This window comes from Marinobacterium lacunae (genome assembly GCF_000705555.1).
GTDB classification, from domain to species: Bacteria; Pseudomonadota; Gammaproteobacteria; order Pseudomonadales; family Balneatricaceae; genus Marinobacterium_D; species Marinobacterium_D lacunae.
This window is the reverse complement of sequence record NZ_JMQN01000012.1, coordinates 25,501-40,142: the sequence shown is the minus strand read 5'-3', so window position 1 is coordinate 40,142 and position 14,642 is coordinate 25,501. Positions and strand designations below refer to the sequence as shown.

Sequence of the window (14,642 nt, the reverse complement as noted above, 5' to 3'; positions counted from 1 at the left end):
GCGACACCGTCGGCGGCTCCGGTAGCAACGATGCCAGCGAGATCGACATCTGGGCCGAGTGGGTGGCACACGATCACCTGATCATCAGCCCGCTGGTTGGCTTCTACACCCCGGATGACGCCACCAGCACCCAGGGCAACGATGACACCAACACCTACTTCCAGGTATTAGCGATCGTTCCGTTCTAAACGTATAAGAGACAGATCAGCGCAGAGCCGACTTCGGGGTCGGCTACTGTGCTCACAGGCCCCAAAGGATCAGTGCAATGAAGACAAAATATTCCCTGTTTATCGGCGGCCAGCCAGTGGCTGGAGCCCGTGATGCCTTCCCAGTCATCGACCCGGCGACGGGTGAGCGTTTTGCCGATTGCCCCGCCGCCTCACCGGAACAGGTCGATCAGGCGGTCGCAGCCGCGGCCGAAGCGTTCAAAAGCTGGCAGTACAGCTCTGACGAAGAGCGCAAGGCGATCCTGCATCGTATCGCCGATGCGATCGAAGCCAACGCCGACGAGCTGGCGCAGATTGTCACTCGGGAGCAGGGTAAGCCGCTGGCGCTGGCGCAGATGGAGGTGGGTGGTGCTATCGCCTGGACCCGCTACACCGCCGAGCTGGAGATCCCGGTCAAGGTGATCGAGGACAGCGAGCAGCGCCTGGCCGAACTGCATCACAAACCGCTGGGTGTGGTCGGTTCCATCACCCCCTGGAACTGGCCGCTGATGATCGCGGTGTGGCACATAATGCCTGCGCTACGTACCGGTAACACGGTTGTCGTTAAACCCTCTTCACTGACACCGTTCAACACCCTGCGTCTGGTTGAACTGATCAACGAGCAGGTACCGGCCGGTGTGATCAACATCGTCACCGGCGAGGGCGGTATTGGTCGTGCCATGACCGGTCACCCGCATATCCGCAAGATCGTATTCACAGGATCCACCCCGACCGGTCAGGACATCATGCGCAATGCCGCCGATAACCTGAAGCGCCTGACGCTGGAACTCGGTGGCAACGACGCCGGTATTGTCCTGCCCGATGCGGATCTCGACGCGGTGGCGATGGGTATCTTCCAGACCGCCTTCCTCAACATGGGGCAAACCTGCGCGGCGCTGAAGCGCTTGTATGTACATGAATCCCAGTACGAGGCGCTGTGCAACCGTCTGGTCGAGATCGCCAAACAGCAGAATGTAGGGCCGGGTGTCAAAGAGGGTGTGACCTTCGGACCGGTGCAGAACAAGGCGCAGTTCGATCTGGTCAGCGAACTGGTCGAGGATGCCCGTGCACAGGGCGCAAACATACTCTGCGGTGGTGCGGCACTTCCCGGCAGTGGCTATTTCTACCCCCCGACCATCGTCGCCGACATTACCGACGGCACGCGTCTGGTCGATGAAGAGCAGTTCGGCCCAGTACTGCCGGTGATCCGCTACAGCGATATCGAAGATGTGATTGCCCGTGCCAACAACAACCCCAACGGGCTGGGTGGCTCAGTATGGGGCACCGATATCGATCAGGCACGCCGTGTTGCAGCGCGACTGGAGTGCGGTACCACCTGGATTAACAATCACGCTGAAGTCCTGCCGCACTGTCCGTTCGGCGGTTGCAAGATGTCAGGCTTTGGCGTCGAGTTTGGCGAGGAGGGGTTACTCGAGTACACCCAGTCTCAGCTGCTCAGCATCAAGCGCGCCTAGCGCCTGGTACTGCATCATTTTTCACCCCTGGCTCCCGTAGACCGGAGTAAAACATTAGGCCCCCGAGCAGGGGCCTTTTTTTGTGTGTGTAACATAGCCGGGGATACGCAGACAGACTTAGCGGAAAAGTGCCAACTGATCGCCTGCTTGAGGCGGTACCGAGAATAGGTCTGTCCGCAGTTGAAGCCCCTCCCTTCGACTCAGCCCGTAACGGTTGAGTGCCAGCCGAAAACGTTGCTCAATCAGATCGGCGAACGGGCCCTCACCGCGCATCCTGTTGCCGAACCGGCTGTCATACTCACGCCCACCGCGGCTCTGACGAATCAGGCTCATCACATGTTCGGCCCGGTCCGGGTAGTGTTGGTCCAGCCATTCGCGAAATAGCACCTTCACCTCATGCGGCAGGCGGATGAAGATGTAGCCTGCAGAGCGTGCTCCGGCGCTTGCACTGGCCTCGACAATGGCTTCGAGCTCTGCGTCATTGATCATTGGAATAAGTGGCGCAAGTAGCACACCGACCGGCACACCGGCATCGGTCAGCTCTCTGATCGCCGTTAAGCGGGTGCTGGGGCCTGCAGCACGTGGTTCAAGTGTGCGTTTTAGCTGGGGATCCAGTGTGGTCATGCTGATCATCACCGAGCAGAGCTGTTGTCGGGCTAGCTCGGCGAGAAGGTCGAGATCCCGAGTGATCAGTGCGCCTTTGGTGATGATCGTCACTGGCTGGCGGAAGCGGAGCATCACCTCCAGCAGCTCACGGGTGGTGCGACGTTGCTGCTCCAGCGGCTGGTATGGATCGGTGTTGGCGCCTAGCGTAATCGGCTGGCACCGGTAGTTTTTCGCCCGCAGTTCCTGCTCCAGCTGCTCGGCCGCATGGGTTTTACAGATGATATGAGTTTCGAAATCGAGCCCAGGGGAGAGGTCCCAGTAGGCATGGCTCGGCCGTGCAAAGCAGTAGATACAACCGTGTTCGCAGCCGCGGTACGGGTTGATTGATTGCGCGAACGGTACATCGGGGGAACGGTTACGGCTGATAATGGATTTGGGCCGCTCGTTGATCTGTACCGTGGCGATTCTGTCGCTGCTCTCGCCGTCGTAGAGCGCCGCTTCGGCGTCGAGTTCCCGGTGGGTTGGAGCGAATCGGTTGGCCGGATTGCTCAGGGCGCCGCGGCCCCGCATAGGTTTCGAAGCAGACATGATAGCGTTGCTCATAATTATTAACTGTATGAATATACAGTACTCTGTTCAGGCTGCAAACTGGCCTGAATGTACGCTAAGGGTGTCAAATCTCATTGAGCACGAAACGCCGTCTCAAGGTCGCGAAAAGGCGTCATCATTTAGGATCGAATAGCTACAAAGACTTTTTGGCCAGTATCCGCTAGCAAGGGGAAGCACAGGCAGCTGATCACGCCCAGAACCTACGAGCCCAACATCTGCAAAGGGCCAACAACGGTCTATGCGGTAGCTCTCCACCACGTCAGCTAACGGCCGTTACCACCCTCTGAGCGTCCTGCTGGGGGCTTTGGGTGGTATCCTCTACCCGCGATGACTTTGCCATTTTACGAAAGGTGAGAGAACGTCCTAACCATTCCACCCGATGTGAGATTAGGAGCGAGTGACCTGCTTTGAATAGAGTTGGCGCGTCTGTTACCTCATTGTCGGGCAACCCGATTGGTTTACCCTCAAACGGCTCAGATCTCCTCGATCTTGCTGAAGATATTGTGTAGCCGCTCGGCTCGGGCCAACTTCTCGGAAGCGGCGTGGCCCAGATAGTCGGAGGCAGAGGCGCAGAGGTAATTCAGCACGCTGAATCCGGCAATATAGGAGTCGAACAGCGATGTGCTTTTCACCATGCAACGCAATGTCCAGTTCGCCAACCCGGCGGTATTCTCCTCGGAGTGATCCGTCAGGTAGAGTACAGGCGCGCCGATATCCTGTGCGTACTTCATCAAGCGATAGATGATCTCTTTGCGCCGCCGATAGCCGATCACGACCACCAGGTCTTGCGCGGACAGTCCTGACAGATCTTTCTCGATCGCCTGCCCGGGACGCGGCAGTATCTCGACGTTTGGCCGCAGCTGAATCAACTGCTGACGCAGGTACATCGCAGGCATATAGCTGTTGCCGTAGCCGATGATCCATATGCTGTCAGCCTTGCCGATGGCGTCGATGATGGCCCGAACGGTCGTCTCTTGGAGGGATTCGAAACTGCGTAACAGGTTTTGTACTTCGCAGTCGACGTGTTGTTTGATGTCGCTCTGGAAATCACCGCTGTGGTGATCGAGGGTGTTTAAGTAGCGCGGCGATCCTTCAGCTTTGGCTTCGCGAGCAAGCTTACGTAGTTCGCGGAAGTCCTTGTAGCCCAGGCGCTTTATCAGACGGGTAGCAGCGGCATTGGAGGTATTGGCGCGTGTAACCAATTCGGAAATAGAGTGAGTCGCCAGATCTCCGGGGAAATCGATAATAATATCGGCCAGCAACCGCTCACTGCGCGGCAACTCTTCGTAGATTTCCTTAAGACGGTCTTCGATCAGCAGTGTCATGGCAACCTCCGCTCCGTGGGCGTTTGCCCGTATTGCGTTCATCTATATCTTCGATTTGATACGCCCGCCCAGCCGAAAGTGAAAAACGTTCGAAACATGCATCGAAACCTCGAAACACAGATAGCCCTGAAACGTACGGAACACCGGGGCCCTGAGGCCCACGGCGTTCTTTCTGAAAGCCCCGATTAGTTGGACGCTTTCTCGATAGATGATTCGAGCGCCTGCATCAGCTTCATGCCTTCGTCTCCATACTGCTCTTCAATCAGCTTTTTCACTGCTGGCTGGGTTGCAGCTGCAAACTTCTGTCGCTCTTCTTCGGACAGGGTCGAGATCTTCATCTTGCTGGCCAGATAAGGCAAGCCGCGGGTATCAGATGCTTCGATCAGGCGGGAAACGCCGCGGCCCGCGTCGACTGCAGCCTTGGCCGCATAATCTACCACGCGCTGCTCTTCAGGTGTCAGGCCATCATAAAATTTCTCATTGATCATCCACACGTAGGGGGTAATGATGTGGTTGGTCAATGTCATGTACGGCTGAACCTCTTCGAATTTTGCGAAGCTTATTGTCGGGACCGGGTTCATCTGCCCATCGGCGACGCCGGTTTGCAGCGCCGTATACACCTCGGCCCAAGGTAGAGGCGTGGCTTTGCCTCCCACGGAGTTGATGATGGTCTCGTGGGTCGGCAGCGTCATGGTACGGATCTTCAGACCATTCATGTCATCCAGCGTTGTCACCTCTTTCTTAGAGTTGGTCAGCGCAAAGAAGCCACCGCTGTCGAGCAGGCCAATCACTTTCAAGCCCGTCTTGGCATGCATGTCCTCGGCAAACATTTTGCCGAAATCACTGTCCAGGTTAATAACGTCATGGGCCGTCGCAATGTTCGGGAAGGCGAACGGTAGATCGAAAACACCCACTGGCGGATAGTGTTGCGCTACACCTCCTGCTGAGGAGATGGAGGACTGCACAACGCCCATCCGTACCTGATCGATTACCTCGTTGTCTTTACCCAACTGCCCATCCGGGAAGTGCTGCACTTTGATGGAGCCGTTGGTTCCTGCCTCAACCAGGGATTTAAATACCGTCACCATTGCCCCGGCATGACTTTCAAACGGACCTCCCGGGTTCATATGGGCGATCTTCATCACCTTTTCAGCTGAGGCGGGGGCTGCCCAGATCATCGCGCTCAGGCCGATGGTTGCCAGGGATACAAGAGGTTTTTTTATTGTGATCATAGTGTTATTCCACCTTGTGTTGTTATTTTGCAAAGGAGCATCAGAGCAAACTGCTTATTGAACGAAGCCGGAAAGCCTCGGTAACAGCAGCGTTAGATCAGGCCAATAGGCGATCAGGAACAGCACTAAGAGTTCCGCAATCAGGAAAGGCCAGAGGGATTTCGCGATCGATTCGATCTTTTCTCCGGTAACCGAAGAGAGTACGAACAGGCAAGCGCCAACCGGTGGTGTCATCAGCGACAGGTTTAGCGCTAATACGATCATGATGCCGGCGTGTACAGGATCCATACCGATCTGATGGGTGAGAGGTCCCAGAACCGGCGCCAGGATGATCAAGCTGGCGTTGATATCCATGAACAGACCAATGATCAGCAACAGTGCCAGAATCAAACCGATGATGACGGCGGGGTTGTCGGATACGGCCAGAAAAGCGGCGGCGATCGTCTGGGGAATTTGTTCGAAGGTCATCCACCAGCCCAGGATGGATGCTGATGCGATGATCAGGAATACCACACCTGTTATTTGGCTCGTACGAATCAGTACGTCGACGATTTCCCGATTGGGCAGCTTCTTGTTAACGAACCGGCCGAAGATCAGCGCATAGAGTATCGCTAGCGCGGCAGCTTCGGTCGGTGTCGCCAGGCCAGTGAGAATGCCGCCGAGAACAATCACAGGCAGCACCAGCGATGACAGGCTGTTTTTGAACGCAACCCAGATGATACGCGGGCTGGGGCGATCACCCGTTTTCGGTAAGTTCAGTGGTCGGGCAAGGATGGCGATAACAGCCATGCAGAGAACGGCGATCAAAAGCCCGGGCAATACGCCAGCGGCGAAAAGCCCCGCGATTGAGACGCCCATGATTGAGCCGTAGATAACCATTAGGGTTGACGGCGGAATGGTTGGGCCGATGATCGAACCTGCAGCAGTTACGGCGCAGGCAAAAGAGCGGGTGTAGCCCTGTCGGACCATGGCGGGCACCAGGGTGTTGCCGAACGCCGCTGCATCAGCAGTTGCTGACCCGGTGATACCGGCAAAAAACACGGATGCCGCCATATTTGAATGTGCCATGCCGCCCCGAAGCCAGCCGACCAACGCATCAGCGAGGCCGACAATGCGCTCGGTCATGCCAGAACGGTTCATCAGTTCGCCCGCCAGGATGAAGAATGGCATGGCCAGAAATGGAAACAGATCAAGTCCTGCGAAGAAACGGGAGGGCGCCATGGGTAGAAATTCCGGCCCCCCCATCTGCAGGATGCCAACGACACCGGCGATGCCCAGGGTATAGCCGACCGGCAATCCTAGAATCAGCAGTAAGAAAAATGTTGATGCGACCCAAATCATGATTACTCCTCCCCCTGAACGTCGGCACTGCCGGGCTCTGCATGTTCGTTGCTCATATCCCGCACGGCGCTAAGTAGAATTTGAACGCATGCCAGGCCTGTCGCGACTGGCACCGAGGCAAAGGGAATGAACTTGCTGAGGCCATAAATCATGGTGACCCGGTTAGCACCGTCACCGGCAAAAGACAGTCCGTAGTAGAAAAGGAATCCGAAAAAAGCCAAGGCTAATAAGTCGAGTCCAACGAGAAGCGGCTTGTGGAGCTGTGAAGGTAAAAGTTCGAACACGAAGAGCATACCGATGTGCTGCCTGCGTGAAACGGCACTGGACACCGCTAACAATGCGAGCCAGATCATGAGATAGCGGGCGAGTTCTTCGGTAAAGGTCAGCGGGAAAGGGAAAAACGAGGTACGTGCCAACATGCCGAGCCATACATCCAGTATGAGTGCGACCAATAACACGAGACAAAGCTTATCAACGAGTCGTGCCAAATTTTCGCTGAGCACCCCGGCATATGCGCTCAGTGATCGGGGTTCAGCTCTTACGGCGGCGTTCATCGCACACCTCCTCCTACATGTTATTAGAGTTATTGGGTTTGAGGGTATTTAAAGCGTTGTTTTGGGGACTGGTTCAGTCTGTGACAACATTCGAGATGATAACTAATTTTCAGTATTGGTCAATATGAAAATTAATTTTTTCAATTCGCGATCTTGTGTATTAACAATCTTGATTGTTCTGTTTTTCTATAGATTAATGTATACAATTATCTCGATGCGTTAAAATCATAAGTTATTGATATCTATGATTTAAGTTTAATTATGTTAATGTTTTTTATTCGTTGACGTGTGTTTGTACAGATTTTGTGGATTGTTTGATAATTTTTTTGTTTTAAGTGTATACAAAAAAAATAATAAATGTATCGGGTGTTTTGGTTGGGTTGTTACTATTTCATTGAGTGGGCTGTTCTTAACCCAAAAACTGAAGCAATGGGGTTAGGCTTGGCTGGTTTGAAAGTGCTCTTCAAGTGGGTGATCCGACAAGCGTCATGAGGTAAAAGCAGGCCCCAATCGGGCCTAAAAGTGCAGGTAAAGTCCGAAGCCCCGGTTTTATACAGTCGCTGAAAAACAAAACCCCGATCAGTATGATCGGGGTTTTCCATTATCCTGAATGGAGTTTCAGCTACTCGGTAAGCAGAGAAGAAAAGTCGATTGTGAGCTGATGCTGGTCGCCAAGGTAGTACTCTTCACAGTTCTGCTTCTGCGTTACCAGATCGACGACGATAAAGTCCTGATCGGGAGACAGGGCAAGTAGCGAATGATGCCATACGCCAGGGTGATAGCTGATACCTTGCTGACCGTTGCTGACGAAGGCGCGGATATCAGTGCTGGCAACCTTTTCACTAACCGGTGCGACGACAACGACAAAAGGCCTGCGATCCCAGGGTATGAACGCCTGACTGGCAAGCGGATGACGCTCGAGCATGGTGATTGTCAGCGGTGAAGGAAGCGGCTGAGAACGAGCAAGACTGATCGAGGGGTAACCATCGATAGGTTCGCTGAAGATTCTCGCGGTGTCGTGGTAACGTTCAGTGGCACCTTGGTTTATGTCAAAGCGCCGACTGCCGTCCATTTCGATTACATCACCAAAGGGTGCGAACCGCTCCCGAGTCAGCGGTAATAGTGCTAAGGGGCGACTCATGAGTCACCCTCGGAACTGGGCTCCTGTAGCGGGGTGCCGATCAGCCGCAAACGGCTGATACCGCCATCGGGGAAAATATTGAGCCGTACATGGGTGATCGGGCCCACGTCATGTATTTCTGTCTGAAACTGATGCTGCGCATCCGCCGAAAGCTTCTGTGCCGGTAAGAGTTCGCGCCAGAACAGGCTTTGAGTTTCGATCTGGTCGTCGGTGCCCCCTTTGACATACGCCGCTTGAATCGAGCAACTGTCCGGATAGTTACCTTTGAAATGGGCCGTATCGATCTCAACCTGGCGAATGTTGCCGGGATAACCCAGCGCGACGATAACCCAGTCGTTGCCAGGAGTACGACGTCGAGCTGTTTCCCAACCATCGCCCATATTGATGCCTCGGCCCGGATTGAGGATGTTCGCCATGCGGCCGAAATGCTCGTCACTACACGAGAGGGTTCGGCCGCCGTTAAGGATTGACGCCAGATCAATGGGCTCTCCGTTCGAACTGGCATTCAACTGGGTGTAAGGACGCCCCCAAATCCGCAACCGGGCGATACCGCCGTCGGGGTAAATATTGAGCTTAACGTGGGTCCAGGGACGGTTGTCAGCAATGAGATGAAGATGATGGGAATTGCCGGATAAGCTGACCGAGGGCAGTACCTCTATCCATTCGGCATCGGCGCCGGGCTCATCTTCCTCGCAGTAGCACGCCTGCAGCGATGCCGATGGCGGAAAGTTACCGGTGAAGTGGGTGGTATCAATATCGACAGCTTCGAACGTGCCGGGCAAACCGAGTTTTACGATGGCATGGTCATAACCTTCATAACGCTTCCGGCGCGATTCCCACCCGTCCATCCATTTACCATTGTCGTCAAATACACCCTCTTTCCAGACTGGATCGGTGTAAGACAACATGCGGCTTGCTTCTGCGAAGAAATCATCCGTGCAGTGAACGATCTTGGAGCCAAAACGATCGTCAGCAAGGTTAGGCCAGCGGCCGGAAATAGTGTCGATGTTTGTTTTTGTCATTATTAAAACCCTATATTTCGTGCTGTTAATGATTGCTCCAGACTAGCTGCACGTTCGTCCGTGTGTGCGCTTGTGCGAAAACCTATTGGCCCGACATCGGTGCTGACTAGCTTCGAACACTTCAGCAGCATACTAAGTTTTTCGATAATGGCAATAATTTATTTTCATATAATTGCATGTTGAAAAATAATTATCGATCCTTCTGCATGTTGTCGTAGGAGTCGAGAGAGGAGGTCTAAAATTTCCGTCAGACGCGGGGTGGGGGAAAGGTTATGATGTTAATTAGCCCTTGCGTAACGGAAGAGTTGAGATGCCATGATGTCACTAGCACATACAGACCCCCGGGAGTTCCAAGAGAAGAGCCTGGAACTTGTCCGTAGCCTGGTCTCCCTGAGCAGTTCAGCCTTTTTCCTGGTCGATCCCGATATGCAGCATCGAGGTGCCGTGCTTTACAACCTTAATCCGGATGCGGAAAAGGCCTATTCGTCCGAGTATGGCTCACTGGATCCGCTAAACCCGGAGCGCTTCGCGAACAGTGACGAGGTACTGGTCACGCTGGACTCGCGCATCGCGCCTCATCATCTTAAACAGACGCTCTACTACCAGAACTTCATGGTGCCGTTTAATCACCGCTACGTGGCCGATATGTTCTTCCGCCGCGAAGGTCGGATCATCGCTGGGCTGAGCATGATGCGCGAGGAGTCTCTGGGTAATTTCCGCGCTGATGAGTTGGCGCTTCTGAGAAAGGTGCAGCCCTTTCTCGAATACGCGTTAAACGCCGTTTATCTACCGCGCCGGGAGCGCGAGCGTGAAGGGATCGCCGACAAGTACGGCCTGACCGAACGCGAGCTCGATGTGCTGGAGCTGGTGCTGCGCGGTAGCGGCAACAAGGAGATCGCAGCCCAACTCACCCTGGGTGAAGCCACGGTGAAGACCCATCTGATACGGATCTTCAGAAAAACGGATGTGAAAAAACGCAGCGAGCTGGTTGCCAAGGTGCTGTTGGACCTGAACAGCTGAGGCTATTTCCCCAAGTCCACCTTCCGGTGGATCCCGCATTGTGCCCTGAATCCCAATACTGAACGCTGAATCAGTCGAGTAATCGACCCTGAGGAGGCGAGAATCGTATGTCGGATCAACTGGCCCAGGATCTTCTCCAGCGAAGATACCGTGTCATGGGGCATCACAGCCCACTATTTTATGAGAAGCCGCTGCAACTGGTGCGTGGCGAGGGCGTCTGGCTCTGGGACAACGAGGGCAAGCGTTACCTGGATGTCTACAACAACGTGCCCCACGTGGGCCACTGCAACCCCCGCGTGGTCGAGGCGCTGAGCCACCAGGCATCGACTCTGAATATCCACACCCGCTACCTGCACAACAATATCGTCGATTACCTGGAGCGGCTCACCGCCACGTTCGACGACAGCCTGCAGATGGCGATGCTGACCTGTACCGGCAGCGAGTCCAACGAGCTGGCGTTGCGCATGGCGCGCTACTGCACCGGCGGCCAGGGGATCATTGAACCACTACACCTTGAATAAGCCGCCAATGGCGGCTTTTTTGTGAATCGAACGGAGTAAGTGTATGAAAGTGGATTTGACTGGCCGCGTGGCCATCGTGACCGGTTCCGGCCAGGGCATGACCTTTCCCCCTGAATTAGCACCATGACCTCGATGAGGTTTCCTATCGCCCCCCAAGTTCTCACATTAGATGGAATGGTTAGGACGTTTTCTCACCTTTCTTGAAATCGCACAGTTATCGAGGATGAAGGTTGCCTCAGGTCCAAGTCACCCAAAGACCTCAGCAGGGCGCTCAGAGGGTGGTAACGACCCTTAGCTGACGTGGCGGAAAGTGCTATCCCACCGACCACATTTGGCCTTTTACAGACATAAAGCGTGCGTGTCCCAGTCTGGCTATTCGTCTTCTCGAAATGCTGTCCTTGGTATTTGCCCGACACTCCTAATATAAATTTCCCAAGGACGACTATTCATCGATTGGTATGCATTGTTGCTGGCCATCTGCCATCTGTGACGGAACACATTGCCAACTCTTCTACAAGCTCTGCTATTTTTTCGGATAGAAAAGTCGGCTTGCTGTTGGTTCGCTGAGCAAGATAAAGCGTACGCCAAGGTGCCGGGTTGATGATACGTCTTGAAATGAGAGTTCCTTGTTCAAGCTGATCTGGCACTAGAGATTGGGGTGCAATGGTACAGCCAATGGCTGCCTCCAAGCAGCCAATTGTGGCCGCAACAGATGCCAGGCGAACCGTGCTGGCTCGCTCCAATGTGTGCAGTAGCTGGGGTTTGTCCATAAGCGCACGTGAAAAAGAGCCGCTGGATAGAAGCATAAGGGGATACCGTGTTAACTCCTTAAACTCCAGCGGATCAGGAGCATTAGACAGCAGGCTTGGGTGGCCAATAAAGTAGAGCTGCTCATCTAGTAATGGCTTTTGCCGGATACGGTCATCCTGTGGTGGGTTGTATAGCAACGAAAATTCACACTGCTCTGTCACCAAATGATCAAAACCGATCCCCGATAGCGCCTCCTTAAGCACCAGGGTGACTGCTGGATAGCGTTCACGCACGGTTTTCATCAGTTCCACACCGATCACCTTAATCACACTGTACGGCATGCCAACCGTAATTTCACCAGACACGACCTTTCCGCCATTTTTGACGTCATCTTCTGCCGCGCTCAAGCGGCTGAAAATTGCGACGGCGTGTTCGTATAGTCGCTCACCGGCTGCAGTCGGATCCATACCTCGGGCACGGCGTTTGAATAGGGCTGTGCCCAGCTCATCTTCCAGCCGTGACAAGTGGTGGCTTACTGCTGATTGGGCCACGTTACAGTGGTCTGCCGCATGGGAAAGGTTTCTGAGTTCGTAGATCGCCATGAAGTATTTCAGCTGTCTCAGATCCATAGTTCTGTTTATTAGATGCCATCGATAAGAATAATATATTTTTAAGATTCTATGTGTGGCGCTATAACTTGTCCATCAGCGAATTGGAGACAGGTATGCATAACAATAAGCCACTTTCTGGGGTCCGCGTCGTCGAAATGAGCCATATGATCATGGGGCCTTCCTGCGCCATGTTTCTGGCTTTTATGGGGGCAGAGGTTATCAAGATCGAACCGCCCGAAGGTGACAAGACCCGTAACCTGACCGGCATGGGTCGAGGTTTTTTTCCGACTTTCAATCGTGGCAAGAAGTCCGTCACTCTGGATCTCAAAAGCGAGCCTGACCGTGCCCAACTGCATCAACTGCTTGAAAGCGCCGATGTATTCATCGAGAACTTCCGTGACCAGTCTCTGAAAAAAATGGGCCTCTCTCCTGCTCAGTTGCAGGAAAAATATCCTTCCCTGGTAATTGCCTCCTGCAAGGGCTTCCTGCACGGTCCCTATGAAAACCGTACCGCCATGGATGAGGTTGTGCAGATGATGACCGGTATGGCGTATATGACCGGACCGACTGGCCGGCCGCTGCGTATCGGCTCCTCCGCCAACGACATCATGGGCGGTCTTTTCGGCGCTTTTGCGGTGGTATCAACCCTCTTGGCTCGCCAGCGTGACGGCAAAGGTCACGCGCTGCGTATCGGTCTTTTTGAGAACTGCCTGTTCCTGGTGGCACAGCACATGGTCCAGTTTGACCTCGAAGGTACCGAAGAGCCGCCGATGCCGGAGCGCAATTTCTCCTGGCCGGTGTATGACATTTTCAAGACAGCTTCCGGCAAGCAGATCTTTATCGGGGCTGTGACCGAAGGTCAATGGAGCGCTCTGTGCAGGGTACTGGGCCTGAATGAGATGCTGGACGACGAACGTCTGCAAAACCGTCCCGACCAGATCAAGGCTCGCAGCTGGACCATCCCACTGATCACCAAGGCCGTTGCCACCCGGTCGTTTGACGACCTGGCTGTCGCGCTGGAAGAGCAGGGGCTTCCGTTCTCGCCCATCTCGCGTCCGGCCGAAATGTATGAAGACGTCCATGTGAACCGCCCCAACGGGCTGTTTGTCTCTCATGAACAAAGCCGTACTTTCAGGGCTCCGGGCCTGCCGATAGAGATCGATGGTAATCCGTTCCTGCCCGACAATCTTGATCTGCCCGATATCGGCCAGCATAACGCAGAGTTCTTCAGTGCAACTGTGGAGAAGGAGCAGTAAGCATGAGCCTTGTGGAAACGCTCTACCCCAATGATCGTGTCATCATCCGCGAAGTGGGTCTGCGTGACGGCATCCAGATGGCCGAAGTCTACCCAGATACCGAGCAGAAAAAGCGCTGGATCAGGGCCGAGTACGACGCTGGCGTGCGCCATTTCGAGATCGGCTCCTTTCTGCCCGTCAGTCGTTTCCCGCAGTTCGCTGACGTACGCGAGATCATCGACTTTACCCACAGTCTGCCTGGCGCCGTAGCCGTTGCACTGGTGCTCAACGAGCGCGGCATAGAGGAAGCGCTCAAGGCCAATGTAGATGAACTGACCGTGGTCATGTCTGCCACCGAAGAGCACAACCAGGCCAATGCCCGCCGCAGCCGCAAAGACAGCATCAAGGCGATACGACACGCCGTTGTACTTCGCGATCAGCTCAACCCGAATGCGATCATCAATGCGGGGATATCCATGGCTTTTGGTTGTTCGATCGCCGGACACGTTGACCCGGATGAAGTGATCCGCATCGCCCAGGCCTGTCTGGATGCCGGCGTGGATACGGTCGGCGTCGCGGATACGGTCGGCTATGGAGGCCCCACCGAGGTATCGGCTGTGTGTGAACGCATGACCCGACTGCTGTCTGGCCGTCCTTATGTCGTTCATCTGCACAATACCCGAGGGACCGGGCTGGCCAACGCTGCTGCCGCACTGAAAGCGGGAGCCACCATTTTTGATGCTTCCCTTGGCGGCCTTGGCGGTTGCCCCTTCGCCCCGGGTGCAACCGGCAATGTTGTGATCGAAGACATGGTCTATCTGGCGGAGAAGATGGGCTTCGCGACCGGCATCGATATCGAGCAACTGGTCCAGGCGCGCAAGCTGATTAAGGAAAGCATGCCGGACGAGCCGCTGTACGGTGATATAGCTAAGTCAAGCCTCCCCAAGAATTTTGTCTATTGCTCATGATTCCCGGCTCGACCGGTTCCAACAAA

The 14,642-nt window shown here is 54.6% G+C and carries 13 protein-coding genes and 1 pseudogene; 6 read left to right on the top strand and 8 right to left on the bottom strand.

Annotated elements, in window-relative coordinates:
• Positions 1 to 188, top strand: a pseudogene (locus ADIMK_RS22065) (hypothetical protein); the annotation flags it as partial.
• A gap of 77 nt (positions 189 to 265) precedes the next feature.
• Positions 266 to 1,681: an aldehyde dehydrogenase family protein gene (locus ADIMK_RS02895; RefSeq protein ID WP_036183384.1), complete on the top strand. Its 1,416-nt coding sequence runs from the start codon at positions 266 to 268 to the stop codon at positions 1,679 to 1,681.
• Positions 1,682 to 1,798: 117 nt separating this feature from the next.
• Here ADIMK_RS02895 and ADIMK_RS02890 read toward each other — a convergent pair whose 3' ends face one another.
• The 7 genes from ADIMK_RS02890 to alc all read right to left on the bottom strand — a co-directional run bounded on the left by ADIMK_RS02890 (position 1,799) and on the right by alc (position 9,511).
• Positions 1,799 to 2,875, bottom strand: coding sequence for a PA0069 family radical SAM protein (locus tag ADIMK_RS02890; protein WP_036183404.1), 1,077 nt, complete (start codon positions 2,873 to 2,875; stop codon positions 1,799 to 1,801).
• Between the two features lie 494 nt (positions 2,876 to 3,369).
• Positions 3,370 to 4,221 carry a MurR/RpiR family transcriptional regulator gene (locus ADIMK_RS02885; protein ID WP_036183382.1) on the bottom strand — a complete coding sequence of 284 codons (852 nt, stop codon included), beginning with the start codon at positions 4,219 to 4,221 and terminating at the stop codon, positions 3,370 to 3,372.
• A 185-nt stretch (positions 4,222 to 4,406) separates the two neighbouring features.
• On the bottom strand, positions 4,407 to 5,453 hold the full coding sequence (locus ADIMK_RS02880) for a TRAP transporter substrate-binding protein (RefSeq protein WP_036183380.1): 1,047 nt from the start codon (positions 5,451 to 5,453) through the stop codon (positions 4,407 to 4,409).
• A 54-nt stretch (positions 5,454 to 5,507) separates the two neighbouring features.
• On the bottom strand, positions 5,508 to 6,794 hold the full coding sequence (locus ADIMK_RS02875) for a TRAP transporter large permease (protein WP_156042764.1): 1,287 nt from the start codon (positions 6,792 to 6,794) through the stop codon (positions 5,508 to 5,510).
• A gap of 2 nt (positions 6,795 to 6,796) precedes the next feature.
• Entirely contained in the window at positions 6,797 to 7,348 is a 552-nt protein-coding gene (locus tag ADIMK_RS02870; protein ID WP_051692376.1) for a TRAP transporter small permease, read from the bottom strand.
• Positions 7,349 to 7,970: 622 nt separating this feature from the next.
• Positions 7,971 to 8,489 carry an ureidoglycolate lyase gene (locus ADIMK_RS02865; protein WP_036183378.1) on the bottom strand — a complete coding sequence of 173 codons (519 nt, stop codon included), beginning with the start codon at positions 8,487 to 8,489 and terminating at the stop codon, positions 7,971 to 7,973.
• Positions 8,486 to 9,511 carry an allantoicase gene (gene alc, locus ADIMK_RS02860; RefSeq protein ID WP_036183376.1) on the bottom strand — a complete coding sequence of 342 codons (1,026 nt, stop codon included), beginning with the start codon at positions 9,509 to 9,511 and terminating at the stop codon, positions 8,486 to 8,488. The genes ADIMK_RS02865 and alc overlap by 4 nt, the downstream gene beginning before the upstream one ends.
• 315 nt (positions 9,512 to 9,826) lie before the next feature.
• Here alc and ADIMK_RS02855 point away from each other — a divergent pair, with 315 nt between their 5' ends.
• A complete protein-coding gene (locus tag ADIMK_RS02855) occupies positions 9,827 to 10,531 on the top strand; it encodes a helix-turn-helix transcriptional regulator (RefSeq protein ID WP_231516990.1) in 705 nt (234 codons plus the stop codon).
• A 107-nt stretch (positions 10,532 to 10,638) separates the two neighbouring features.
• Positions 10,639 to 11,052: an aminotransferase class III-fold pyridoxal phosphate-dependent enzyme gene (locus ADIMK_RS02850; RefSeq protein ID WP_051692375.1), complete on the top strand. Its 414-nt coding sequence runs from the start codon at positions 10,639 to 10,641 to the stop codon at positions 11,050 to 11,052.
• Between the two features lie 446 nt (positions 11,053 to 11,498).
• Here ADIMK_RS02850 and ADIMK_RS02845 read toward each other — a convergent pair whose 3' ends face one another.
• Entirely contained in the window at positions 11,499 to 12,431 is a 933-nt protein-coding gene (locus ADIMK_RS02845; protein WP_036183374.1) for a LysR family transcriptional regulator, read from the bottom strand.
• Positions 12,432 to 12,526: 95 nt separating this feature from the next.
• Here ADIMK_RS02845 and ADIMK_RS02840 point away from each other — a divergent pair, with 95 nt between their 5' ends.
• Positions 12,527 to 13,669, top strand: a complete 1,143-nt coding sequence (locus tag ADIMK_RS02840) for a CaiB/BaiF CoA transferase family protein (protein WP_036183372.1) — start codon at positions 12,527 to 12,529, stop codon at positions 13,667 to 13,669.
• A 2-nt stretch (positions 13,670 to 13,671) separates the two neighbouring features.
• Complete coding sequence (locus tag ADIMK_RS02835; protein WP_036183370.1) at positions 13,672 to 14,616, top strand: hydroxymethylglutaryl-CoA lyase; 945 nt, start codon at positions 13,672 to 13,674, stop codon at positions 14,614 to 14,616.
• The last annotated feature ends 26 nt before the right edge of the window (positions 14,617 to 14,642 follow it).